This is a genomic window from Micromonospora fulviviridis, from assembly GCF_014648395.1.
In the GTDB taxonomy this organism is placed as follows: Bacteria; Actinomycetota; Actinomycetes; order Mycobacteriales; family Micromonosporaceae; genus Micromonospora; species Micromonospora fulviviridis.
This window is the reverse complement of record NZ_BMRA01000001.1, coordinates 298,545-321,061: the sequence shown is the minus strand read 5'-3', so window position 1 is coordinate 321,061 and position 22,517 is coordinate 298,545. Positions and strand designations below refer to the sequence as shown.

General features: G+C 73.2%; 20 protein-coding genes and 2 pseudogenes. 15 read left to right on the top strand and 7 right to left on the bottom strand.

Annotated features, from left to right (window positions below):
* Positions 1 to 113 precede the first annotated feature (113 nt).
* From IEY96_RS01480 to IEY96_RS01450, 7 genes are all read left to right on the top strand, one after another.
* The gene (locus IEY96_RS01480; RefSeq protein ID WP_189193577.1) at positions 114 to 1,184 is read left to right on the top strand and encodes a BMP family lipoprotein; all 1,071 of its coding nucleotides are present in this window, start codon (positions 114 to 116) and stop codon (positions 1,182 to 1,184) included.
* A gap of 207 nt (positions 1,185 to 1,391) precedes the next feature.
* Positions 1,392 to 2,945, top strand: coding sequence for an ABC transporter ATP-binding protein (locus IEY96_RS01475; RefSeq protein WP_189193576.1), 1,554 nt, complete (start codon positions 1,392 to 1,394; stop codon positions 2,943 to 2,945).
* Positions 2,942 to 4,300 carry an ABC transporter permease gene (locus IEY96_RS01470; RefSeq protein WP_189192981.1) on the top strand — a complete coding sequence of 453 codons (1,359 nt, stop codon included), beginning with the start codon at positions 2,942 to 2,944 and terminating at the stop codon, positions 4,298 to 4,300. Before IEY96_RS01475 ends, IEY96_RS01470 begins: the two co-directional genes overlap by 4 nt.
* A 2-nt stretch (positions 4,301 to 4,302) precedes the next feature.
* Positions 4,303 to 5,583 carry an ABC transporter permease gene (locus IEY96_RS01465; RefSeq protein ID WP_189192980.1) on the top strand — a complete coding sequence of 427 codons (1,281 nt, stop codon included), beginning with the start codon at positions 4,303 to 4,305 and terminating at the stop codon, positions 5,581 to 5,583.
* Between the two features lie 92 nt (positions 5,584 to 5,675).
* Positions 5,676 to 6,395, top strand: coding sequence for a cytidine deaminase (locus IEY96_RS01460; RefSeq protein WP_189192979.1), 720 nt, complete (start codon positions 5,676 to 5,678; stop codon positions 6,393 to 6,395).
* Positions 6,396 to 6,436: 41 nt separating this feature from the next.
* Entirely contained in the window at positions 6,437 to 7,717 is a 1,281-nt protein-coding gene (locus tag IEY96_RS01455; protein WP_189192978.1) for a thymidine phosphorylase, read from the top strand.
* Positions 7,718 to 7,821: 104 nt separating this feature from the next.
* A complete protein-coding gene (locus IEY96_RS01450; RefSeq protein WP_189192977.1) occupies positions 7,822 to 8,502 on the top strand; it encodes a DUF4272 domain-containing protein in 681 nt (226 codons plus the stop codon).
* 11 nt (positions 8,503 to 8,513) lie between these two features.
* Here the strand turns inward: IEY96_RS01450 and IEY96_RS01445 are convergent, their stop codons facing one another.
* Both IEY96_RS01445 and IEY96_RS01440 read right to left on the bottom strand, forming a co-directional pair.
* On the bottom strand, positions 8,514 to 9,500 hold the full coding sequence (locus tag IEY96_RS01445) for a putative RNA methyltransferase (protein WP_189192976.1): 987 nt from the start codon (positions 9,498 to 9,500) through the stop codon (positions 8,514 to 8,516).
* 2 nt (positions 9,501 to 9,502) lie between these two features.
* Positions 9,503 to 9,976 carry a MarR family winged helix-turn-helix transcriptional regulator gene (locus IEY96_RS01440; RefSeq protein ID WP_189192975.1) on the bottom strand — a complete coding sequence of 158 codons (474 nt, stop codon included), beginning with the start codon at positions 9,974 to 9,976 and terminating at the stop codon, positions 9,503 to 9,505.
* A 57-nt stretch (positions 9,977 to 10,033) separates the two neighbouring features.
* On the opposite strand from IEY96_RS01440, the gene yczE reads away from it, so the two are divergent.
* Genes yczE through IEY96_RS01420 form a run of 4 tightly spaced genes read left to right on the top strand, consistent with a single transcriptional unit; the run spans position 10,034 to position 12,755 of the window.
* Positions 10,034 to 10,663: a membrane protein YczE gene (gene yczE / locus IEY96_RS01435; RefSeq protein WP_373293493.1), complete on the top strand. Its 630-nt coding sequence runs from the start codon at positions 10,034 to 10,036 to the stop codon at positions 10,661 to 10,663.
* Positions 10,651 to 11,220 carry an NADPH-dependent FMN reductase gene (locus IEY96_RS01430; RefSeq protein WP_189192974.1) on the top strand — a complete coding sequence of 190 codons (570 nt, stop codon included), beginning with the start codon at positions 10,651 to 10,653 and terminating at the stop codon, positions 11,218 to 11,220. The genes yczE and IEY96_RS01430 overlap by 13 nt, the downstream gene beginning before the upstream one ends.
* On the top strand, positions 11,217 to 11,630 hold the full coding sequence (locus IEY96_RS01425; protein ID WP_189192973.1) for a PPOX class F420-dependent oxidoreductase: 414 nt from the start codon (positions 11,217 to 11,219) through the stop codon (positions 11,628 to 11,630). Before IEY96_RS01430 ends, IEY96_RS01425 begins: the two co-directional genes overlap by 4 nt.
* Positions 11,631 to 11,681: 51 nt before the next feature.
* Positions 11,682 to 12,755, top strand: a complete 1,074-nt coding sequence (locus IEY96_RS01420) for an adenosine deaminase (RefSeq protein ID WP_189192972.1) — start codon at positions 11,682 to 11,684, stop codon at positions 12,753 to 12,755.
* Here IEY96_RS01420 and IEY96_RS01415 read toward each other — a convergent pair whose 3' ends face one another.
* Positions 12,756 to 13,211, bottom strand: coding sequence for an ATP-binding protein (locus tag IEY96_RS01415; protein ID WP_229791338.1), 456 nt, complete (start codon positions 13,209 to 13,211; stop codon positions 12,756 to 12,758). It lies immediately after the preceding gene.
* Between the two features lie 342 nt (positions 13,212 to 13,553).
* Between IEY96_RS01415 and IEY96_RS01410 the strand changes: the two genes are divergently transcribed.
* The 4 genes from IEY96_RS01410 to IEY96_RS01395 all read left to right on the top strand — a co-directional run bounded on the left by IEY96_RS01410 (position 13,554) and on the right by IEY96_RS01395 (position 18,657).
* On the top strand, positions 13,554 to 17,183 hold the full coding sequence (locus IEY96_RS01410) for a sensor histidine kinase (protein WP_189192970.1): 3,630 nt from the start codon (positions 13,554 to 13,556) through the stop codon (positions 17,181 to 17,183).
* A complete protein-coding gene (locus IEY96_RS01405) occupies positions 17,180 to 17,584 on the top strand; it encodes a roadblock/LC7 domain-containing protein (protein WP_013283992.1) in 405 nt (134 codons plus the stop codon). Before IEY96_RS01410 ends, IEY96_RS01405 begins: the two co-directional genes overlap by 4 nt.
* A 100-nt stretch (positions 17,585 to 17,684) precedes the next feature.
* Entirely contained in the window at positions 17,685 to 18,062 is a 378-nt protein-coding gene (locus tag IEY96_RS01400) for a DUF742 domain-containing protein (RefSeq protein WP_189193574.1), read from the top strand.
* Position 18,063: 1 nt separating this feature from the next.
* A complete protein-coding gene (locus IEY96_RS01395) occupies positions 18,064 to 18,657 on the top strand; it encodes a GTP-binding protein (RefSeq protein WP_189193573.1) in 594 nt (197 codons plus the stop codon).
* Between the two features lie 119 nt (positions 18,658 to 18,776).
* Here the strand turns inward: IEY96_RS01395 and IEY96_RS32470 are convergent, their stop codons facing one another.
* The 4 genes and pseudogenes from IEY96_RS32470 to IEY96_RS01385 form a co-directional block, all read right to left on the bottom strand.
* Positions 18,777 to 18,944, bottom strand: a complete 168-nt coding sequence (locus tag IEY96_RS32470; RefSeq protein WP_229791337.1) for a hypothetical protein — start codon at positions 18,942 to 18,944, stop codon at positions 18,777 to 18,779.
* Between the two features lie 197 nt (positions 18,945 to 19,141).
* Positions 19,142 to 19,474, bottom strand: a pseudogene (locus IEY96_RS33080) (ABC transporter substrate-binding protein); the annotation flags it as partial.
* An 89-nt stretch (positions 19,475 to 19,563) separates the two neighbouring features.
* Positions 19,564 to 19,797 (bottom strand): annotated as a pseudogene (locus IEY96_RS33075) (ABC transporter substrate-binding protein); the annotation flags it as partial.
* A gap of 336 nt (positions 19,798 to 20,133) precedes the next feature.
* Positions 20,134 to 22,512 (bottom strand): transposase, encoded by a 2,379-nt coding sequence (locus IEY96_RS01385; protein WP_189192969.1) that lies wholly within the window; start codon positions 22,510 to 22,512, stop codon positions 20,134 to 20,136.
* Between the last annotated feature and the right edge of the window lie 5 nt (positions 22,513 to 22,517).

Below are 22,517 nucleotides of genomic sequence, written 5' to 3'. Positions count from 1 at the left end.
CTCCCGTCCGTAACGTGGGACGCCGGCGGCACACCGCAGGCCGGCGCAAGGGCTGCCACCGCGCACGACGCGGTGTGCAATGGGAAGGAGACGTCTTGCGCTCTGTGCGTGGGATGCGGATCGCCTCCGCCATCGTGGCGGGTGGCCTCGTGCTGGGCGCCGCCGCGTGTGGTGAGGCCCCCAAGGACGACAACAACGCCGGCGGCAACGGTGGCAAGAAGTTCAGCGCCTGCATGGTGACCGACGTCGGCGGCATCGATGACAAGTCCTTCAACACCTCGGCCTGGAAGGGCCTCCAGGAGGCGAAGAAGGAGAACGACAAGATCGACATCAAGAACGTCCAGTCGAAGGCCGAGGCGGACTACGAGGTCAACCTGACCGGGTTCGTCAACCAGAAGTGCGACTTCATCCTGGCCGTCGGTGGCCTGATGTCGGACGCCACCAAGAAGGCCGCCGAGGCGAACAAGAACCAGCAGTTCGCCATCGTGGACGCGAACCCGGGTGTGGACAACATCTACCCGATGCAGTTCGACACCGCGCAGGCCGCCTTCCAGGCCGGTTACCTGGCCGCCGGGATGAGCAAGACCGGCAAGGTGGGCACCTACGGTGGTCTGCCGATCCCGCCGGTCACCATCTTCATGGACGGCTTCGCCGACGGCGTGGCGTACTACAACAAGGCCAAGGGCAAGAACGTCCAGGTCATCGGCTGGGACAAGGCCGCCCAGAAGGGCTCCTTCACCAACGACTTCGTCAAGCAGGACGAGGGCAAGAAGGTCTCCGACGCGCTGGTCGCCCAGGGCGCCGACATCATCATGCCGGTCGCCGGCGGTGCCGGCCTCGGCACCACCGCCGCGGCGCAGGCCTCGGGCGGCAAGTACTCGGTCGTCTGGGTCGACGTCGACGGCTGCGAGAGCACCCCGAACTGCGCGGCGCTGGTCACCACGGTCGTCAAGAACATCCCGGACGCCGTCAAGGACGCCGTGCTGAAGGCCGCCAACGGCGAGAGGCTCCAGGCCAAGCCGGGCTTCGTGGGCACCCTGGCCAACAACGGCGTCTCGATCGCGCCGTACCACGACTTCGACAGCAAGGTCCCCGCGGACCTGAAGGCCGAGGTCGACAAGATCAAGGCGGACATCGCCGCCGGCACCATCACGGTCACCTCGAAGGCCCAGCCGACCAAGTGACCGCTCCGCCGGCCGCCGCGATGAGATCATCGGCAGCGGGGCCGGCGGGCACCAGGATTGACGATCCGGCCGCCTCGGCGTACGCGGGGAAGACCCCGCGGGACGTCGGGGCGGCCGGTCACCTTCACCCCCACTGACCCCCACCCGGCGCGGTGACCGGCGCGTAGCCGCTACGCTGCACCATCGCTCGCACTCCAGGAGGTTGCGCTGAGACTCGAACTGCGCGGCATCACCAAGCGGTTCGGTGATCTGGTCGCCAACGACCACATCGACCTGACGGTGGAGCCTGGAGAGATCCACGCCCTGCTCGGCGAGAACGGCGCCGGCAAGTCGACCCTGATGAACGTGCTCTACGGGCTCTACCAGCCCGACGAGGGCGAGATCCTGGTCGACGGCAAGCCGCTGAAGCTGAAGGGCCCGTCCGACGCGATCGCCGCCGGGATCGGCATGGTGCACCAGCACTTCATGCTGGTGCCGGTCTTCACGGTGGCCGAGAACGTGATGCTGGGCGCGGAACAGGTCAAGGGGGGCTTCACCGGCTTCCTCGACCGCAGGCGCGCCCGCCGCGAGGTCGCCGAGGTCTCCGAGCGGTACAACCTCCGGGTCGACCCCGACGCGGTGATCGAGGACCTGCCGGTCGGCATCCAGCAGCGGGTGGAGATCGTCAAGGCCCTGACCCGCGACGTCGACCTGCTCATCCTCGACGAGCCCACCGCCGTGCTGACCCCGCAGGAGACCGAGGAACTGCTCACGGTCATGCGGTCGCTCAAGGAGGCCGGCAAGTCGATCGTGTTCATCACCCACAAGCTGGGCGAGGTCAAGGCGATCGCCGACCGGATCACGGTGATCCGGCGCGGGAAGACGGTCGGCACCGCCGAGCCGAGCGCCAGCCGCGACGAGCTGGCCGCGCTCATGGTGGGCCGCAGCGTCCGGCTGACCGTCGACAAGAAGCCGGCCCAGCCGGGCAAGCCGATCCTCGAGGTCGCCGGCCTGGTCGTCGACGACGACCGGCAGGTACGCGCGGTCGACGGCATCGACCTGACCGTGCACGCCGGTGAGGTGCTCGGCATCGCGGGCGTGCAGGGCAACGGGCAGACCGAGCTGATCGAGGCGATCATGGGGCTGCGCCCGGTGCTGGCCGGCTCGGTCACCCTGGACGGCCAGGCCGTGCACGGCTGGTCGACCAAGAAGGTGCTCCGCGCCGGCGTCGGGTACGTCCCGGAGGACCGCAGCGTCGACGGCCTGGTCAAGGAGTTCTCCGTCGCGGAGAACCTGGTGCTCGACATCTACGACCAGCCGCCCTTCGGCAAGGGCCTCTCGCTCAAGCCGGACGCCATCGCGAAGTCGGCGAAGGAGCGGGTCGAGCAGTTCGACATCCGCACCTCCTCGGCCGACGCGGCGGTCGGCACCCTCTCCGGCGGCAACCAGCAGAAGGTGATCGTGGCCCGGGAGCTGTCCCGGCCGCTGAAGCTCTTCATCGCCGCCCAGCCCACCCGGGGCGTGGACGTCGGCTCGATCGAGTTCATCCACAGCCGGGTCATCCGCGAGCGGGACATCGGCACCGCCGTCATGGTGGTCTCCAGCGAACTGGACGAGGTGATCGGCCTGGCCGACCGGATCGCGGTGATGTACCGCGGCCGGATCATCGGCGTGGTCGGCCCGGACACCCCGCGCGAGGAGATCGGCCTGCTGATGGCCGGCATCACGCCGGACACCGCCACCACGACCGCTGACGGCCCTGGCAACGAGGACGAGGCATGACCAACCCGAACCCGGTGTCGGGCTCCCCGGACAAGGAGCCCGCGACCGAGGCGCAGGAGACGCGGAGCGAGGCCCGGGCGACGCCGTCCGCGCCCGCCGGCGACACCGAGCGGGCGGTGCCCGCCACCGCGACGAAGCAGCCCCCGACCGAGGGGCCCCGCCCCACGCTGGGCCGGCTCTTCCTGGACAACCTCTGGGCGGCCAACACGGTCACCGTGACCGTGCTCGCGGTGCTTCTGGCCATGCTGGTCGGCGCGGTGCTGATCATCGTCTCCGACCCGGAGGTGCTGGCCACCTACGGCTACATCACCGCCCGCCCGGCGGACGCGCTCAACGCCAGCTGGACCGTGGTCAGCGAGGCGTACGCGAACCTGTTCAAGGGTGCGATCTTCGACCCGGACGCGGTCGGCTTCACCGCCGCGATGGGCCCGATCTCGGAGACGCTCACCTACACCGCGCCGCTGGTCTTCACCGGCCTGGCGGTCGCGCTCGCCTTCCGCGGCGGCCTGTTCAACATCGGCGCCCAGGGCCAGGCGACCATCGGCGTCATCCTGTCCGCCGTCGCCGGCTTCGCGCTGCCGCTGCCGCCCGGGGTGCACCTGCTCGTCGCGCTGATCGCCGGCGCGCTCGGCGGCGCGCTCTGGGGCTTCATCCCGGGCATCCTCAAGGCGCGCACCGGCGCCCACGAGGTGATCAACACGATCATGCTCAACTACGTGGCGGTCTACTTCCTGTCCTGGATCATCGTCCAGAGCGGGGTGCAGAACCCGAACCGGTCGGACGCGATCAGCAAGCCGGTCGAGTCCTCCGCCCAGCTGCCCCGGCTGCTCGGCTCCGACCTGCGGGTGCACGCCGGCATCCTGGTCGCGGTGCTGGCCACCTGGTTCATCGCCTGGCTGCTGAACCGCTCGACGCTCGGCTTCGAGCTGCGCGCGGTCGGCGAGAACCCGGACGCCGCCCGGACCGCCGGCATCAGCGTCACCAAGACGTACGTGCTGGTCATGGTGATCTCGGGTCTGCTGGCCGGTCTCGGCGGGTCGAACATGGTGCTCGGCTCGACCGCGAACGCGCTGACCCCGCTGGTGATCGCGCAGATCGGCTTCGACGGCATCCTGGTCGCCCTCCTCGGCCGGGTGAAGCCGTGGGGCGTGCTGCTGGCCGCGCTGCTGTTCGGCGCGCTCCAGGCCGGGGGCAACCGGATGCAGTCGTACTCCGGGATCTCGCTGGAGCTGGTCACCGTGCTCCAGGCGCTCATCGTCATCTTCATCGCCGCGCCGGCCATGGTGAAGGCGATCTTCCAGCTCCGGGCGGCCCGCGCGGCCCGGCTGCAGACGAGCCTCGCGAAGGGCTGGTGAGCATGTCCACCACCGCTGTCCCCGAGGTCGCCGTGACCGCGGTCGACGAGGGCTTCTGGACGCGCGCCCGCAAGACCGGCGCCGTCCTGCTGGCGCTGGGCGTGCTCGCCACGGTGCTGTTCGGCGCGCTGGCCACCGGCCAGCAGGCCCGCTTCACGCTCAGCGAGACCGAGGGCGGTGCCGCCCTGGAGATCAACGGCACGGTCGGCGCCATCCTCTTCGGGATCATCGCTGCCGCGGCCGGTGCCGCCCTGCTCGCCGGGGTGCCGAAGCGCTGGTTCACCCTGGTGCTCGGCGTCGGGCTGGTCGCCTTCGTGCTGAGCTTCCTGTGCTGGCAGGTCTCCGCCGCCCCCGAGGGCCGCAACTTCATGCCGCTGGTCAACGTCATCCGGGGCACGTTCATCCTGGCCCTGCCGCTGATCTTCGGCGCGCTGGCCGGCGTGCTCTGCGAGCGGTCCGGCGTGGTGAACGTGGCGATCGAGGGCCAGTTGCTGATGGGCGCCTTCTCCGGCGCGCTGTTCGGCAGCATCTCCGGCAGCGTCTGGGTGGGCCTGGTGGCCGCCGCGATCGGCGGCGCGCTGATCTCCCTGCTGCTCGCCGTCTTCGCCATCCGCTACCTGGTCGACCAGGTGGTCATGGGCATCGTGCTCAACCTGCTGGCGGTCGGCGTCACCGGCTTCCTCTACGAGCGGCTGATGCAGACCGACGCGACGAAGTACAACAGCGCGCCTCGGTTCAGCAACTGGGAGATCCCGCTGCTCAAGGACATCCCGCTGCTGGGTCCGGCGCTGTTCCGGGGCAACATCTTCCTGTACGTCGGGTTGCTGCTGGTGCTGGTCATCCACATCGCGCTGTTCCGTACCCGGTGGGGCCTGCGGACCCGGTCGGTGGGTGAGCACCCGACCGCCGCCGACACGCTCGGCGTGAAGGTGCTGCGGCTGCGCTACCGCAACGTGCTCATGGCCGGGTTGGTGGCCGGCGTGGGTGGCGCCTCCTACACCCTGGCGCTCTACTCGTTCACCAAGAACATGATCGGCGGTAAGGGCTTCATCGCCCTGGCCGCCCTGATCTTCGGCCGGTGGAGCCCGACCGGCGCGCTGCTCGCGGCGCTCTTCTTCGGCTTCGCCGACCAGCTCGCCACCTACCTGGGCGCGATCGGCAGCAGCATCCCGAGCCAGTTCCTGGCGATGCTGCCCTACCTGGCGACGATCCTGGCGGTGGCCGGGCTGGTCGGCAAGGTCCGGGCGCCGGCCGCCGACGGCAAGCCGTACATCAAGGGCTGACCGCCCGCGACGCACCGTGCCCGGCGGGGGAGACCCGCCGGGCACCGTCGTCTCCGGCCGCCACCGCGACCGATCAGCGTGAATTGGGCAGAATGGGAGTCGTGATGGAGATCGACTGGGAGCGGCTGCGGGCCGCCGCCACCGAGGTCATGCGGCACGCGTACGCGCCCTACTCGAAGTTCCCGGTCGGGGCGGCCGCCCTGGTCGACGACGGTCGGGTGGTGGTCGGCTGCAACGTGGAGAACGCCGCGTACGGCGTGGTGCTCTGCGCCGAGTGCGGGGTGGTCTCCTCGCTGCACGCCACCGGCGGTGGCCGGATCGTGGCGCTGTCCTGCGTCGACGCCACCGGCGAGCCGCTCATGCCCTGCGGGCGCTGCCGGCAGCTGCTCTGGGAGAACGGCGGCCCGGAGTGCCTGATCGAGACGAAGGGCCGGCCGCTGCGGATGGCCGAGCTGCTACCGCACGCGTTCGGCGTCGAGGACCTCGAGGCCGTGGTCGGCGAGACCCCGCTGCCGGTGGTGCCGGAGCGGCTGGCCGCCTGGCGGGGCCGGGGCACGGTCTTCGTGCACCCCGACCTCTCCGCCGGTCAGCAGGTCTGGACGGCGTACTGGGAGCGGTCGTCCGGGGACACCGAGGGCGCCGAGACCGGCGTGCTGGAGGAGGGCCCGACCTGGGACGACCCGGCGGAGGCGATCACCTGGGGGCTGGCCCGGACGCCGCGCGTCGTCGTGGTGGACGCGTCCGGCACCATCTTCTGGGCCGGCGAGGGCGAGCCGCCCCTGGAGATCCCGGTCCGCTGGTCCCCTGCCTGAGCGGCGGGACCGGTTCCTGAGCGACGAGGAAAGATCATCTGATGAGTGCATTCACGGCGGTTGACGTCATCCGGGCCAAGCGGGACGGGGGCGTGCTGAGCGACGGCCAGATCGACTGGGTCGTCGACGCGTACACCAAGGGGTTGGTGGCCGACGAGCAGATGTCGGCGCTGGCCATGGCGATCCTGCTGCGCGGCATGACCGGGCCGGAGATCGCCCGGTGGACCGCCGCGATGATCGCCAGCGGCGAGCGCCTGGACCTGTCTCCGGTGGCCCGGCCGACCGTGGACAAGCACTCCACCGGCGGTGTCGGCGACAAGATCACCCTGCCGCTGACCCCGCTGGTCGCCGCCTGTGGCGCGGCCGTGCCGCAGCTCAGCGGCCGGGGCCTCGGCCACACCGGTGGCACCCTGGACAAGCTGGAGTCGATCCCCGGCTGGCGGGCCGCGCTGACCAACGAGGAGTTCATCGCCCAGCTCCGCGACGTCGGCGCGGTGATCTGCGCGGCCGGCGACGGGCTGGCCCCGGCCGACCGCAAGCTGTACGCGCTGCGCGACGTCACCGGCACCGTCGAGGCCATCCCGCTGATCGCCAGCTCGATCATGAGCAAGAAGATCGCCGAGGGGACCGGGGCGCTGGTGCTCGACGTGAAGGTCGGCTCCGGCGCCTTCATGAAGAACGTCGACGACGCCCGCGAGCTGGCCCGCACCATGGTGGAGCTGGGCGGCGCGCACGGGGTGCGGACGGTCGCCCTGCTCACCGACATGTCCACCCCGCTCGGCCTGGCCATCGGCAACGCGGTCGAGGTGACCGAGTCGGTCGAGGTGCTGGCCGGCGGCGGCCCGGCCGACGTGGTGGAGCTGACCCTGGCGCTGGCCCGGGAGATGCTGGCCGCGGCCGGTCTGCCGGACGCCGACCCCGAGGCGGCGCTGCGGGACGGCCGGGCCATGGACGCCTGGCGCACGATGATCCGGGCGCAGGGCGGCGACCCGGACGCCCCGATGCCCACGGCCCGCGAGGTCGAGGTGGTCACCGCGACCGACGACGGCTACGTCGCGGGGATCGACGCGTACGCGATGGGCGTGGCCGCCTGGCGGCTCGGCGCCGGCCGGGCCCGCAAGGAGGACCCGGTGAGCATCCCGGCCGGGGTGGTGCTGCACAAGCGCCCCGGCGACCGGGTACGCGTCGGCGAGACCCTGTACGAGCTGCGGGCCGAGCACGCCGAGCGGATCCCGGCCGCACTGGCCGAGGCGGAGCGGGCGGTGCGGATCGCGCCGGACGCCCCTGCCGCGACGCCGCTGGTGATCGAGCGGATCGGCTGATCCTTTACGGTCATGGTGCGGTGCCCGCCGAGCCGCTATTCTCGCAGGCCAAGGGGGACCACCGACCGGCGATGAGCCGTTGCGAGCAGACAGGGACCTGAGCCGTGCGCGTATCCGCCCCCGACCCCCGGGCCGTTCGTGAGGCGAGCCTCGACGAGCTGTCGCGGCTGGGCCTCCCGCTGCCGCCCCCGCAGTTCCCGCTGGTGTGGGAGCCGGGGGACGAGATCGAGCTGCGTTCCACCCGGGAGATAGAGGCCCGGATCGCGGTGCTGCACGTGATCCTGGCCCGCTGCTTCGGGATGCCCGCGCAGGCGGCCATGAGCTGGCTGCTGGAGTCGCACCTCGTCGAGATGGTGACCCCGCCGGAGTGGCAGTTCGTGATGGGCGGCAAGGGCGACCACCGGTCGTTCGTGCTGCACCACGACGCGCTCTTCTCGCTGGCCTGGGTGCTCGGGCTGGCCAAGGAGCTGGACCCGACGGTGCCGGTGGACGAGCGGCTGGTCGAGCGGATGCCGAACCTGGTGGCCGGGGAGACCTTCGGCCAGTGGCGGGCCCGGATCCTCGCCGCCCCGCAGCACCCCGCCGACGCGGCCGCCCTGCTCGACCTGCACTACTGCCTGGACTGGGCGTACCTGGAGTCGGAGGAGGCCGGGCTGGCGCTGCCCGGGCTGGTGGACGCGAACGCCATCGGGCAGCGCCGGTGGGCGCTGGAGTGGGCGGTGGTGCTGCGCGGGCCGTACCACGACGAGCCGCCGGGCTGGGAAGAGGTCGACCTCTCCACCTGAGGCGGCGGCGGTCAGCGCGGCCGGTGCACGGCGAGCCGGACGGCGAGGGTCACCGGCACCGGCTCGGGCAGCGCGGCGATCCGCTCGGCGAGCCGGGACGGGTCGGCGTGCCAGGCGCTGGGACCCATCCCGACCAGGGTGGCCACCTCGGTGCGGCTCAGCTCCAGCCGGGCCCGGTGCTCGGCGGCCGACTCCTCGGTGAACTGCCCGCTGAGGCTGCCGGCGACCCGGTCGGACTTGGCCGGGTCCACCCGGAGCAGGTCGAGCGCGTCGACCAGTTCGGCGAGATGGTCCCCGGCCGGGGTGACCACCAGCAGCGCGCCGGTCGGGTCGAGCACCCGGTGGAACTCGGCGCCGTTGCGCGGCGCGAAGACGTTGAGCAGCACGGCCGCCGACCGGTCGGCCAGCGGCAGCCGCTGCCAGGTGTCGGCGAGCGCGGCGGCGGCGCGCGGGTGGGCCCGGGCCGCGCGGCGCAGCGCCGGCTTGGCGACGTCGAGGGCCAGGCCGACCGCGTCGGGCAGCGCCGCCAGCACCGCCGCGAGGTACCAGCCGGTGCCGGCACCGGCGTCCACCACCAGGGGGTACGCCTCGCCGTCGCCGTCGCCCGTCGGGCTCGGACCCGCGACCGACGGGGCCCGCGCGGCGTCCTTTGCTCTGCAGCCATCGGCGCAGCACCCCTCGTCGCCCGGTGCCGCGTCCGTGGATGCAGAGCAAGGGCGGGACGAGCCGGACACGATCTCCCGGGCCTTCGCGGCCAGGGCGGCGGCCACCGGGTCGTAGTGGCCGGCCGCGAGGAAGTCGGCGCGGGCGGCGACCATCTCGGCGCTGTCCCCGGTGTGCGGGGCGCGGCCGGCGAGCAGGTTGACGTACCCCTGGCGGGCGACGTCGAAGCTGTGCCGGCGCGGGCAGCGGAGCGCCCGGGCGGTGCCGGCGGTGGTCTCCGCCAGCGGCTCGGCGCAGACCGGGCAGCGCAGCCGGGCCAGGATCCGGTCGTCCACGCTCAGGCCTCCGGGGTCGAACGGCCGGCGAGGTGGTCGACCACCCGGTGGGTGAGCGCGCCCAGCGCCGCGATCTCCTCAGGGGTGAGCAGGTCGATGAGATGCCGTCGGACGGCGGCCACGTGCCCCGGGGCGGCCGCCTCGATGGCCTGCCGGCCGGCCGGGGTGAGCGCCACGACCGAGCCGCGGCCGTCGGTCGCGCACTCCTCCCGGGTGACCAGGCCGCGCTGCTGCATCCGGGAGATGTGGTGGGAGAGCCGGCTGCGCGACCAGAGCATCCGGTCGGCCAGTTCGCTGAGCCGCAGCCGCTGGTCGGGCGTCTCGGAGAGGTCGGAGAGGACGTCGTAGTCCGGCTCGGAGAGCCCCGCGTCCTGCATCAGCTCCCGGGCCAGCTCCAGGTCGAGCAGGCGGCGCATCCGGCGGTAGCCGCGCCAGGCCCGGTCCTCCCGCTCGTCCAACCACCGTGGTGCGTCCATGCGCCGATCATAGCCCAGTTGTTGACATGTCATCAAAGCCTGCCTACGGTCGATGACATGTCAACCAAACTGCCGGGTCGGCTGGTCCGGCTCCTGGCCGGGCTCGTCCTCTTCGGGGTGAGCGTCGCGCTGATGGTCCGCGCGGGATTCGGCCTCTCCTCGTGGGACGTGCTCCACCAGGGCCTCGCCGCCCGCACCGACCTGCCGATGGGCGTGCTGGTCAACGCCGTCGCCCTGGTCGTCCTGCTGCTCTGGATCCCGTTGCGGCAGCGCCCCGGCGCCGGCACCGTGGCCAACGTCGCGCTGGTCGGCCCGGCGCTGGACGCGACGCTGGCGCTGCTGCCACCGGTCGGGTCGCTCGCCGGCCGGATCGCCCTGCTGGCCGCGGGGATCCTGCTCAACGGCGTCGCCACCGCGCTCTACCTCGGAGCCCGGCTGGGCCCCGGCCCGCGGGACGGCCTGATGACCGGCCTGGCCGCGCGCGGCCTGCCGCTCGGCCGGGCCCGTGCCGGCATCGAACTCGCCGTGCTGGCCGCCGGCTGGCTGCTCGGCGGCGCCGTGGGCCCCGGCACCGTGCTCTTCGCGGTCGCCATCGGGCCGCTCGTCCAGTACCTCGTCCCCCGACTCACCGTGCCGGCCCCGGTCCGGCCCGTCCCGACAGGAGTGACCTCGCCATGCCCCGCCTGAACGTGATCGTCGCCAGCACCCGACCCGGCCGGGTCGGCCGGCGGATCGGTGACTGGTTCACCGCGGCCGCCGTCCGCCACGGCGCCTTCGACGAGGTACGCCTGGTCGACCTCGCCGAGGTCGGGCTGCCGTTCCACGACGAGCCGCACCACCCCTCCGAGGGGATCTACCTGCACGAGCACACCCGGTCCTGGAGCGCGACCACCGACGCCGCCGACGCCTTCGTGCTGGTGATGCCGGAGTACAACTACGGCTTCAGCGCGCCGCTGAAGAACGCGATCGACTACCTCTACCACGAGTGGCGGCACAAGCCCGTGGGCTTCGTCAGCTACGGCATGACCTCCGGCGGCCTGCGGGCGGTCCAGATGATCAAGCAGGTGGTGACCACGCTGAACATGGTGCCGGTCAACGAGGCGGTGACCGTCTTCCTGCGGCAGGCGCTGGACGAGGCCGGCGACCTGCGGCCGGATCCGGACCGGGAGGCGGCCGCGGACCAGGTGCTCGACCAGCTGGCCCGGCTGGCCGTCGCGCTCGCGCCGCTGCGGGTGCCGGCGTGACCGCCCGGCTGTGGGAGCTGTTCGGCGAGCGGGGGCGCGGGGTGCTGGTCACCCTGCGCCGGGACGGGCGGCCGCAGCTCTCCAACCTCGACTACCTGGCCGAGCCGGGGCTGATCCGCTGCTCCACCACGGGCGACCGGGCGAAGGTGCGCAACCTGCGGCGCGACCCGCGGGCCAGCTTCCACGTCAGCACGCCCGACGGCGGGGCGTACGCGGTGGCCGAGGGGCGTGTGGACCTCACCCCGCCGGCCGCCGCGGACGACGACGCCAGGGTCGAGGAGCTGGTCGAGGTCTACCGGCGGATCCGGGGCGAGCACCCGGACTGGGCGGACTACCGGGCGGCCATGGTGGCCGACGGCCGGCTGGTGCTCCGCCTCACGGTCGAGCGGGTGTACGGCTGGCGGCCGTGAGCCGCCCCGGTCCGGTGCCGCGCCCCGGCGGTCGGTGACTAGGGTCGGTGCATGGCAATCTCGTACGAGGACATCGTCAAGGTCCCGAAGGCGCTGCTGCACGACCACCTCGACGGCGGTCTGCGGCCCGCGACGATCGTCGAGCTGGCCGCCGACGCCGGCCACGAGCTGCCCACCACCGACTCCGAGGCGCTGGGCCGCTGGTTCGCCGAGGCGGCGAACTCCGGTTCGCTGGAGCGCTACCTGGAGACCTTCGCGCACACCGTGGCGGTCATGCAGACCGGACCCGCGCTGCGCCGGGTGGCCCGCGAGTGCGCGCTCGACCTGGCCGCCGACGGGGTGGTCTACGCCGAGGTGCGGTTCGCTCCCGAGCAGCACCTGGAGCAGAACCTGACCCTGGACGAGGTGGTCGACGCGGTGGTCACCGGCTTCCGGGAGGGCAGCGCCCTGGCCGCCGAGGCGGGTACGCCCATCCGGGTCGGCACGCTGCTCACCGCGATGCGGCACGCGGCCCGCTCGCAGGAGATCGCCGAGCTGGCCGTGCGGCACCGGGACACCGGGGTGGTCGGCTTCGACATCGCCGGCGCGGAGGCGGGCTTCCCGCCCACCCGGCACCTGGACGCGTTCGAGTACCTCCAGCGGGAGAACTTCCACTTCACCATCCACGCCGGCGAGGCGTTCGGGCTGCCGTCGATCTGGCAGGCGATCCAGTGGTGCGGCGCGGACCGGCTGGGGCACGGCGTCCGGATCGTCGACGACATCACGCCCGGGAACCCGCCGGTGCTGGGCCGGCTGGCCGCGTACGTCCGGGACAAGCGCATCCCGCTGGAGCTGTGCCCCTCCTCGAACGTGCAGACCGGGGCGGCCGCGTCGATCGCCGACCACCCGATCGGGCTGCTGCGCGACCTGCGCTTCCGGGTGACGGTGAACACCGACAACCGGCTGATGAGCGGCACCTCGATGTCCCGGGAGATGGCCCTGCTGGTGGACGCCTTCGGCTACGGCTGGAAGGAACTCCAGTGGTTCACCATCAACGCGATGAAGAGCGCCTTCATCCCGTTCGACGAGCGACTGAAGATCATCGACGAGGTGATCAAGCCGGCGTACGCCAAGCTGATCGGCTGATCACGGCTGTCGCGGGTGGCCGGCGAGCAGGCCGGCCACCCGGCGCAGCACCTGCCCGGCCCGGGCCGCCTCGGCGCCCAGCCCGGTCTGCCGGCGCAGCACCGCCGGCTCCGCGCGCAGCAGCGCCACCCCGCGCCGGATCAGCACCCGGGGAGCCTTGCGCTGCTCGGCCAGGTCGCGGGCGAGCCGGCGGACGAAGGTCGCGCCGCGCGGACGGCGCAGCGCGTACGCCCCGGCGAGCAGGCCCCGGCGGCGGCACTCCGCGACGATCTCGGCGGCGAAGATCCCTTCGGCCACGAAAAGTGGCGATCCGTCGACGTCGAATGGCCGGGTGGCCACCCGCCGGTCCGCGCCGATCGCATAAACCGGCACTTCGGCCTTGCCGTCCCGGGCCAGTCGGGCGATTGTTTCCACCGCCGTGTCCGCGTCCCAGGACAGCGGGGACTCCCAGTCCACCTCTCCGTTCCGACGCGGCAACGTAGGGTCATCGCCGTCCTTGTAGAAGTCGTCCAGGCAGAGGACGGGAAGTCCGGTTCGTTGGGCAATGTATGACTTTCCGGAGCCGGAGGGCCCGGCGAGCAGGACGACGCGGTGAGGGTGTTCCATTACCTTGAGTGACTCCGGCCAGACGGATTGCTATCAAATTGCATCAACATCTCATCACACCTCCGGCGAGGGACAACCTGGGCTTTCTCTTTGCGGGGCGGCGTGATGGAATCTCGGAGGTCCGACCCGCCGGGTCGGTCGCTCGGCGTTGCCCACAGGGCACGCCGGACGCGGTAATGCGAGGGCGGTGACGTGAGCAAACGGCCAACGACGGCGGGCTCCTTCCTGTCGCGTCTGCGCCGGCCGGCCAGCCGGCTCCGCGACATGCCGATCTGGTCCAAGCTCGGCCTGATCATGATCGTGCCGACGATCGCCACAGTCGTCGTGGGCACCAGCGGTCTGGTCGACCATCTGGAGACGCTCAACAATGCCAATCGGGCCGGTAACCTGGCCAACCTGGTCGCCTACTCAGGTGATCTGGTCGACAAGCTGCAGGACGAGCGGACCGCCGCCGTGCTGCTGCTGACCGACGACGACCCGAAGGCCAAGGACCGCCACATCGACGTCTACACCCAGGCGGGCAAGAAGGTCGACAAGGCGCAGGGGCAGTACTCGCAGCAGCGCGTCGTGCTGGAGGAGCTGCCCCCCGCGCTGGAGAAGATCCTCGACGGGATCGACCAGGACCTCGAAGACCTGTCCGGCACCCGCAGTCAGGTCTTCAACGGCAAGATGTCGAGCAGCTTCGCGGTCAAGGGGTACGACGGCTTGATCGGCGAGCTGCTTGCGGTCCGTGACTCGAGCACCCAGCTCGCCGGCGACAGCGACCTGAGCGACCGGATGCGCGCCGCCGCCGCCGTCGCCCGCAGCAAGGAGTTCCTCTCCGAGCGTCGGGTGGTCGTGCACCTCGCGCTGGACCGAGGCCGGCTCGACCAGACCCTGCGCACGGACTACATCTCCACCGTCACCGCCGAGCAGCAGGCGATCGAGTCCTTCAGCGCCGTCGGCAACGAGTCCGAGAAGGAGCTCTACCAGCAGACCGTCGCCGGCGGCGACCAGCGCGAGGTGTCCTCCTACCAGGGCCAGATCAGCGCCAACGAGTCCGGGGCACTGACGGGCGTTTCCTTCGGTTCGGACCAGTGGGACACCGCGATGGTCGGCAAGGGCAAGCTGGTCCGTACCGTCGAGTCGAAGCTCGACGGCGACGTGGTCAAGCAGGCCGACAAACTTCGTTCCGACGTGCAGCGCCAGGTCTTCCTGCAGACAGGCCTGCTGCTGAGCATGCTGCTGCTGGCGATCCTCTTCGCCTACCTGGTGGCCCGCTCGATGGCCCGCTCGCTGCGCGACCTGCGCCAGGGCGCCCTCTCGGTGGCCCAGTACGGCCTGCCGCAGGCGGTGGCCCGGCTGCGTGACCCCCAGGTCACCGGGCAGCTCTCCCCGGTGCAGCTGGCCAACCAGATCGCCGAGCCGCTGCCGGTACGCAGCAAGGACGAGTTCGGCCAGGTGACCGAGGCGTTCAACGCCGTCCACCTGGAGGCCGTCCGGACGGCGGCCGAGCAAGCCGCCCTGCGGGCGTCCGTCGCGACCATGTTCGTCAACCTGGCCCGCCGCTCGCAGATCCTGGTCGACCGGCTGATCGGCCACCTCGACCGGCTGGAGCGCGGTGAGGAGGACCCGGACCGGCTGGCCGAGCTGTTCCAGCTCGACCACCTGGCCACCCGGATGCGCCGTAACGACGAGAACCTGCTGGTCCTCGCCGGCGCCGACTCCACCCGTGTGCAACGCGAGCCGGCCGCCCTCATCGACGTGCTCCGCGCAGCCCAGTCCGAGGTCGAGCACTACACCCGGATCGAGTTCGGCGTGATCGACCGGGATATCGAGGTCGCCGCGCACGCGGTCAACGACCTGGTGCACCTGGTCGCCGAGCTGTTCGACAACGCCACCGCCTTCTCCCCGCCGGACTCGCACGTCATGGTGGAGGCCCGGCGGGTGGGTGACCGCGCCTCCCTCTACGTGGAGGACCGGGGTATCGGCATCAGCCACGAGCAGCTCCGCGAGCTGAACGAGCGGCTGGCCACGCCGCCGCAGGTGGACGTGGCGGTCTCCCGGATGATGGGCCTGGTCGTGGTCGCCCGGCTGGCCTCCCGGCACGGCGTCAAGGTCGAGCTGCGGCCCGGCGCCGACCGGGGCACCGTCGCCGACGTCACGCTGCCCACCTCGGTGCTGGTGCCGCGCGCCCTCTCCGGCCGCGGCCAGCAGGCGCCGGCCCTCCCGGTCGCCACCGGCCCGCAGCAGGGCGGCCCCGCCCCGGCGTTCGGCGCCCTGGCCGCGCTGGGCAACGCCCCGCACACCCCGCCGCCGGTCGGGCACCCCGGCACCTCCGGCAACCAGGTCACCCTGGGCGGGCGGTCCTTCGACCCGGCGCCGCGCAACGGCTCCGGCACCCCGGCCAACGCCGGTGGCGGCCGCTCGATGCCGGCCTGGTCCGACCTGACGGGCGCCGGCCCCCTTGCCGGCGGTGACGGCTTCGCCCCGCGCAGCTCGAACGGCCAGCCGATCGACCCGCTGCCCCAGCGGCGCAACCCGGCCGAGGCCGACCCGGCCTCCACCGGTCAGCAGCCGGCCATCCCGCGGCAGCTGCCGAGCAGCCCGGAGACCCGGCCGTACAACCCGCCGCCGGTCTCCGCTCCGCCGGTCCCGCCGGTGTCGGCGCCGCCGCTGCCGCCGGTCTCCGGTGTCCCGGTCTCCGGCTACCCCGTGTCCGGCTCGCCGGCCTCCGGTTACCCCGTGTCGGGGGCCCCGGCCTCCGGTTACCCCGTGTCGGGGGCCCCGGCCTCCGGATACCCGGTGTCGGGAGCGCCAGCCTCGGGTTACCCCGTGTCCGGCTCGCCGGCGTCGGGCTACCCGGTGTCGGGCGCGCCGGCCGCGGGCCAGCCGGTCTCGGTGCCGCCGGTGAACCAGGTGCCGCCGCGTCCCGCCCCGCCGGCTCCCGCGCCGCACGTCGGCGCCCCGCCGGTGTGGCCGCCGGTCGCCGCGCCCGACCAGGCCGCGGCCCCGGCGGTGCCGGAGCGGCTCGCCGCCGGCCTGGACATGACGACGGAGCTTCCCCGGGTCACCCGCCCGGAGACGCCGCCGGCCGTCAACGCGCCGACGCCGGCGCCGGCCCCCGCGCCGCGGCCGACCACGCCGCAGCAGCCGGGCAACCGCCAGCGGTACGCGGACGAGACGATGGAGCTGCCGATCTTCCGGGAGCTCGAGTCGGCCTGGTTCCGCACCCGCAAGCCGGGGCCCAACGAGGAGGCGGCCACGGCACCGGCTGCGGCACCGGCCGCGGCCACCAACGGCGCCGCGACCCAGCAGTTCGCCAAGGTCGACGCCGCCGGTCGGGCCGTCCAGCAGACACCACCCGGGACGACAGGTAACACGCCGATGGCACAGACTCCGACAGCCGGCGGAGCGCCGAACGACAACGGCTCGGCGAACGGGGGAACCCGTCCGGGTTACGCCGGTGCGCTGCCCACGCGGCAGCCCGCCGCCCCGCCGCAGCCCGGTTGGCAGACCGCGGCCGACGACGGTTGGCGGGCCGCCTCGGCGGCCACCGAGGTCCCGGTCGCGGAGACCACTCAGAAGGGCCTGCCGAAGCGGAAGCCGATGGCGCAGCTCGTGCCCGGTGGCATCGAGAAGCCGTCCGCGTCGGTGCAGCGCCGCACGCCGGAAGGCGTACGCGGTCTGCTCTCGGCCTACCATCGGGGCGTGCAGCGGGGGCGTAACAACCCGACCGACAGCAACTCCACCGGCCCGGAGGGGACTCCGGGCGGGCAGCAGTCCTCGCAGTCTGGCTCAGGCCCAGTGGCCGGGAGCGGGCAGAAGGAGCAACAAGGATGACAACTACGCAGGATCTCGGATGGCTGCTCGCCAACTTCGCCGACCGGGTGCCCGGTGTGGCGCACGCGGTCGCGGTCTCCGCCGACGGCCTGCTCCTCGCTTCGTCCCGTGACCTTCCGCGGGACCGCGCGGACCAGCTCGCGGCGATCGCGTCCGGCCTGGTCAGCCTGACCCAGGGCGCGGCGCGCTGCTTCGAGGGCGGGGCGGTGCTGCAGACCGTCGTCGAGATGGACAACGGCTTCCTGTTCCTGATGTCCATCTCGGACGGCTCGTCCTTCGCCGTGCTCGCCGCGCGCAGCTGCGACGTCGGGCAGGTCGGTTACGAGATGGCCCTGCTCGTCGACCGGGTGGGCGACGCTCTGACCCCGCAGCCGCGCACGGCTGTCGGGATGATGGGCTGAACGACGCGCTGACCGGTGGGTCAGAAGCGGCAACAACTACGACAAGGACGAACACCACCGGGGCGAGCCGGTGCCGGGTACGAAGGAGGTGAGCGGCGACATGGTCGATCGTGACGAGCCGACCGGAGCGTTGGTCCGTCCATACGCCGTGACCCGCGGTCGTACCCGCCCCCGGCTCGAGATCGCCCTGGAGGCGCTCGTCGAGACGACGGTGCGCGGCCGGTCGGTTGCCACTGGCAACGGTGGCCAGGGCCGTGAGCACCAGTACATCGCCGCGCTGTGTGACGGACGCGTGCAGTCGCTCGCCGAGATCGCGGCGCGGATGCAGCTTCCGCTCGGCGTGGCCCGGGTGCTCATCGCCGACATGGCGACGGACGGCCTGGTCGCGGTCCACGAGCCGACCATTTTGGAAGACTCCGACGACGCGGTGGGCACTGAACTGCTGGAGAGGGTGCTGAGTGGACTTCGCAGGCTCTGACATGTCGCACCGGCCGCCGGCCCCGAGCGGGCGCGTGACGTCGGCGAAGATCGTTATCGCCGGTGGATTCGGCGTCGGCAAGACGACGCTGGTCGGCTCGGTCTCGGAGATCACGCCGCTGACCACCGAGGCGATCATGACCTCCGCCGGCGTGGGCGTCGACGACACCCGGCAGGTGCCGGGCAAGACGACGACCACGGTGGCGATGGACTTCGGCCGTATCTCGATCGACCGCGATCTGATCCTGTACCTGTTCGGTACGCCGGGTCAGACCCGGTTCTGGTTCATGTGGGATGAACTGGTCCGGGGCGCGATCGGCGCCGTGGTGCTGGTCGACACCCGTCGACTGGCCGACTGCTTCGCCGCGATCGACTTCTTCGAGCACCGGCGGCTGCCGTACCTGGTGGCCATCAACTGCTTCGACGGGATGCAGTACCACGACCCGCAGGACGTCCGGGACGCGCTCGCGATCTCCCCGGACGTGCCGGTGGTGGCCTGCGACGCCCGCAACCGGGAGTCGACGAAGCACGTGCTGATCTCGCTGGTCGAGTACGTGCTCACCATGCGGCGCTCGCGGGCCGTCACCCCCGCCTGACCCAGGTGACGAAGCGCCCGGCGGCCCTCGGCCACCGGGCGCTTCTCGCTGTTCGCCGGTCGGTACGCTGCGCAGCCGGCCGGTGACCGTCCCGCGGGGGCGGTCACCGGGTCGTACGGTCAGGCGTACAACCGCCAGGCGCCCTGCGCGACCACGTAGACGGCCAGTGAGTCGGGCTCCATGCCGCCGTGGCGGTTCGGCGTGAAGGCGTACGCGCCGGCGATGCCCTCGGCCAACTGGGTCTGCAGGAACGCCCGCAGCCGTCCACGGTCGAGGCTCGCGGCCATCCGGGCCGACGCGGCGATGAGCTGGAGCGCGTCCGACGCGTACGGGGCGGAGATGTTGGAGCTGCCGTACCGCTGGCTGTGGCGGTAGTTGAAGTCCGCCGTTCCAGGGCGGTCGTGCTGGTCGCGCTCAGCGCGGAGGTGTCCAGGCAGGCCGGGTGCACGGCGTACGCGCCCTCGACCGCGCCCGCGTTGGCGTCGGCGAGCGTGTCCGCGGCCACCGCGCCGGCGTCGAAGTAGAGCGGTCCCGTGTAGTCGGCGCGGCGCAGCTCCCGGGCCGCCGTGCCGGAGTCCGGGGCGGTGCCCCAGACGATGACCCCGTCCGGGTCCACTGTGGCGATCCGCCGGGCCGCGCCGGCGAAGCTCCGTCCGGTGGCGGGCAGTCGGACGGTGCGGACCAGGTCCACCCCGGCGTCGCGCAGCGCGCTGCGCACCGCCCGTACGCCGGAGTCGCCGTGCAGCCCGTCGGCGGCCAGCAGGGCGACCCGCCGTACCCGCTGCGACGCGGCGAGGTCCGCCAGCCGGCGGGCCACGTCGACGGCGTCCGGGGTGAGCTTGTAACTGAAGGTGCGCGCGGCGAGCGGCAGCACGATGCCGTCTCCGAAGCCACCGAGAGGAACGGCGTCTTGACCTTCTGGGCGGCCTCGGCGATGGCCGTCGAGGTCTCCGCCAGGGCGCCGCCGACCAGGACCTGTGCGCCCTTGCGGGTCAGCTCGGCGGCCTGCCGGGCTGCCTCCCGCGGGTCGCTGCGGTTGTCCCGGATCTCCACCCGGACCGAACGCCGCAGGTTGCCGACCGGAATGCCGACCTTGTTCAGCGCGTCCGCGCTGATCTCCAGGGCCCGCTGCTGAGGCACGCCGAGCGCGGCGCCACGGCCGGTCAGTTCCAGGCTGGCGCCGACAACCAGGTCCTGGTTGCCGGGGGCACTGCTGGCCGAGGACTCGTCGCCGGGCGCTCGCCCTGCTGTCCGCAACCGGCGAGCAGCAGGCTGCCGGCCGCCGCGGCGAGGATGCCCCGCCGGGTGAGTAGCGAGGAGTCGAATGCCGGTGTCGCCATTCGAGCCGCCATTCCCGCCCCCGGCGAACGCCCGCCGCCGGCCGGCCCGCCGGGTATGCTCCCGGCCGGCCGGATCCGGCGTCAAATCATCCAGGTGTGGGCAGGAACACGCAGATGGGGCGGGACGAGACTCCGATCAGGACCGATAGCCCGCGGACCGGTACTCGTACTCCCGGTCGTCGTCGCGGTCGCCGGTGTCCCGGCTGAAGTCCCAGCCGCCGGCCGCCTCACGGCCAGGGCGGCCGCCGACCGCGAAGCCGCCGATCTCCTGACCGCGCCGCCAACCCCGGAAGTAACCGGTGGTGTTCTCGGCGAGGCTGGCCGCGTTCCGGACGATCCGCAGTGGACGCTCCTCGCGCAGCGGCGAGCCGGGCACCAGGTTGGCCTGCGGGACGCGCTTGGGCAGGCCGGCCTTGGTCTCCGAGCCCACGGCCGGGCGGGCCGCCTGCTCGGCCGCCTGCCAGCCGGTGTCCGCGGTGGTCGACCAGTCCAGGTCGGCCTCGTCGCCGTGCCCGACGAACCAGGCGGACTTCGCCTGCGCGAAGATCAGCAGGTCGCCGTCGCCCTCGTCGGAGACCGGCGGTGGCCGGTGCTCCTTCGGCGCGGGGCGCCGCTCCAGCGGGGTGGGCAGTTCGGCGCGGGGCGCCGGCCGGTTCGGCCGGTTGGCCTCCGTGCGGTCGACCAGCCGAAGCGGCGGCGTGTCCAGCCCAGGGTCGGTCGGCGGGTTCAGTTCGTTGCGCAGCGCCCGGTCGGCCAGCGGCGGCGGCTCCACCAGCCGCAGCATCGGCGGCTCCTGCGGCAGGTCGTCGGCGAGCCAGGGCGGGGTGACCCGGCCCGGGTCGCTCGGCGCGTCCACGCCGCGCCCGTACGGGTAGGTCGTCTCCTTGGCCCGGTCGTCCTGGTCCTCGCCGGTGTTGACCAGCGGCCAGTTGGCCCGCGAGCCCGGGGGAGCGGACTCCTGGCCGGGGCGGGGCGTCGGCACCGGGATGGTGAGGTCGGTGGCGCTGAAGCCACCGGTCGGCGGCTCCTGGTTGGTCTTGGGCCGCGGCGGGATGACCGTGCGCTGCCGCTCGGCCCGGGCCTTGTTGATCGCCGCGGTGGTCAGCGTCGGGCGGAACGGCTCCCCGGCCTCGGCCGGCGGCACGGCGCCGCGCTGCGCCGGCGCGATCGGGGTGATCCCGGGCGGCGGCGGTGGCGGCGCGGAGATCGGCCGGTTGGTCGGCCCGTCCACCCGCGACGGCAGCGGCGCGCCGGTCGGCTCGGGACGGGCGGGTGGGGCGGAGGTCGGCCGGCCCAGGCTGGCGGCCGGGGTGACCGGGGCGGGGGCGACGGGCGGCGGCGCGACCGGCGCGGGGGCCACCGGTGGTGGACCGAGCGGCCGGGGCGAGGCCGGTGCGGCCGGACCGGAGACCGGCTCGGGGCGGCTGCGCCGACCCACCAGCCCCGGGGCCGGCTCGGAGCGGCCGCGCCGGGCGGCCGGCTCCAGGACCGGTTCGGGCTCGGTCGGGCGCACCGGGCGCAGCCCGGCGGGCGTCGACGGGGCCAGCTCCTCGACCTGCTCGCCGCGGCGGGCGGCGGCCCGGCGACCGGGTGCCGGGGCGGGCGTGGTGACCCGGGCGGTGAGCGCGCCGACCAGCGCGTCGCAGCCGGCGTCGCAGGCCCGCACGGAGGCGACCGCCTGCCGCACGGTCTCGGCGACGGCGGCGGTGAGCGCCCGGTTGACGGCGGCCCGCCGGGGCGTCTCGGAGATGGCGACCCGCAGTGCGGTCACCGCGTCGCTGATGCTGTCGGCGTCCGCCACGCCCTCGGCGGCCAGGTGCGCGGCGACGGCGTCCGCCGCGACGGCGACCTCGCGGCCCCGGGCCACCGTGCCGGCGAGCATGCCCGGCTCGGGCAGCGCGTCGAGGACGGCCAGGGAGACCGGCTCAGCCGGGTCGGGGTACGCGCGCAGCGCGGCCGGGTAGAGCTCGCGGAGAACCTCGCGCAGCGCCACGGCGGCGGAGTGCCGGCCGCTGGCCAGAGCCGCGTGCGCGGCGAGGACCTGCTTGTAGTTGGCGAGGTCGCGCGGCGCCGGGAGGGTCACCGCGGAGAGCGCGCCGGCCTGGAGCGCCCGGGCCAGCCCGACCGCCCGGCGTTCGGCCGGCGGGGACTGCATCTCCTCCAGCGAGTCGTCGTCGGCGAAGCGCTCGGCGAAGTCGTCGACCGAGTCGTCGTCCGCGATCGCCAGTGGCCGACCCGCCGCGATGAGCAGCGAAGTGACCGTGTGGTCGTCGCTGTCGGCCGCGATGGCCGCACCGCTCGGCCCGCCCGACCGCTCCACGAGCAGCGCGACCAGCTGGGCGTAGCCAGCCGGGTCGTCACCGATCTCGCAGACATGCAGCAGACGGCCTGCGTCGTCGACCACAGCGGACGTCAGCGCCGATCCGGCCGAAGCCGACCGGTCGGCCGGATCCGCCGAGGCCAGACCGCAGTACACGCGCACGAGCGCCACGGCGTCGTCCTCCTCCCGGGACACAGGTC

What these genes read in the sequence shown, in the direction of transcription:
- IEY96_RS01480 (WP_189193577.1), top strand. Translation starts at nt 114, where the DNA reads ATGCGGATCGCCTCCGCCATCGTGGCGGGTGGCCTCGTGCTGGGCGCC.
- IEY96_RS01470 (WP_189192981.1), top strand. Translation starts at nt 2,942, where the DNA reads ATGACCAACCCGAACCCGGTGTCGGGCTCCCCGGACAAGGAGCCCGCG.
- IEY96_RS01465 (WP_189192980.1), top strand. Translation starts at nt 4,303, where the DNA reads ATGTCCACCACCGCTGTCCCCGAGGTCGCCGTGACCGCGGTCGACGAG.
- IEY96_RS01460 (WP_189192979.1), top strand. Translation starts at nt 5,676, where the DNA reads ATGGGAGTCGTGATGGAGATCGACTGGGAGCGGCTGCGGGCCGCCGCC.
- IEY96_RS01455 (WP_189192978.1), top strand. Translation starts at nt 6,437, where the DNA reads ATGAGTGCATTCACGGCGGTTGACGTCATCCGGGCCAAGCGGGACGGG.
- IEY96_RS01440 (WP_189192975.1), bottom strand. Translation starts at nt 9,976, where the DNA reads ATGGACGCACCACGGTGGTTGGACGAGCGGGAGGACCGGGCCTGGCGC.
- yczE (WP_373293493.1), top strand. Translation starts at nt 10,034, where the DNA reads ATGTCAACCAAACTGCCGGGTCGGCTGGTCCGGCTCCTGGCCGGGCTC.
- IEY96_RS01430 (WP_189192974.1), top strand. Translation starts at nt 10,651, where the DNA reads ATGCCCCGCCTGAACGTGATCGTCGCCAGCACCCGACCCGGCCGGGTC.
- IEY96_RS01420 (WP_189192972.1), top strand. Translation starts at nt 11,682, where the DNA reads ATGGCAATCTCGTACGAGGACATCGTCAAGGTCCCGAAGGCGCTGCTG.
- IEY96_RS01405 (WP_013283992.1), top strand. Translation starts at nt 17,180, where the DNA reads ATGACAACTACGCAGGATCTCGGATGGCTGCTCGCCAACTTCGCCGAC.
- IEY96_RS01400 (WP_189193574.1), top strand. Translation starts at nt 17,685, where the DNA reads ATGGTCGATCGTGACGAGCCGACCGGAGCGTTGGTCCGTCCATACGCC.
- IEY96_RS01395 (WP_189193573.1), top strand. Translation starts at nt 18,064, where the DNA reads ATGTCGCACCGGCCGCCGGCCCCGAGCGGGCGCGTGACGTCGGCGAAG.
- IEY96_RS32470 (WP_229791337.1), bottom strand. Translation starts at nt 18,944, where the DNA reads ATGGCCGCGAGCCTCGACCGTGGACGGCTGCGGGCGTTCCTGCAGACC.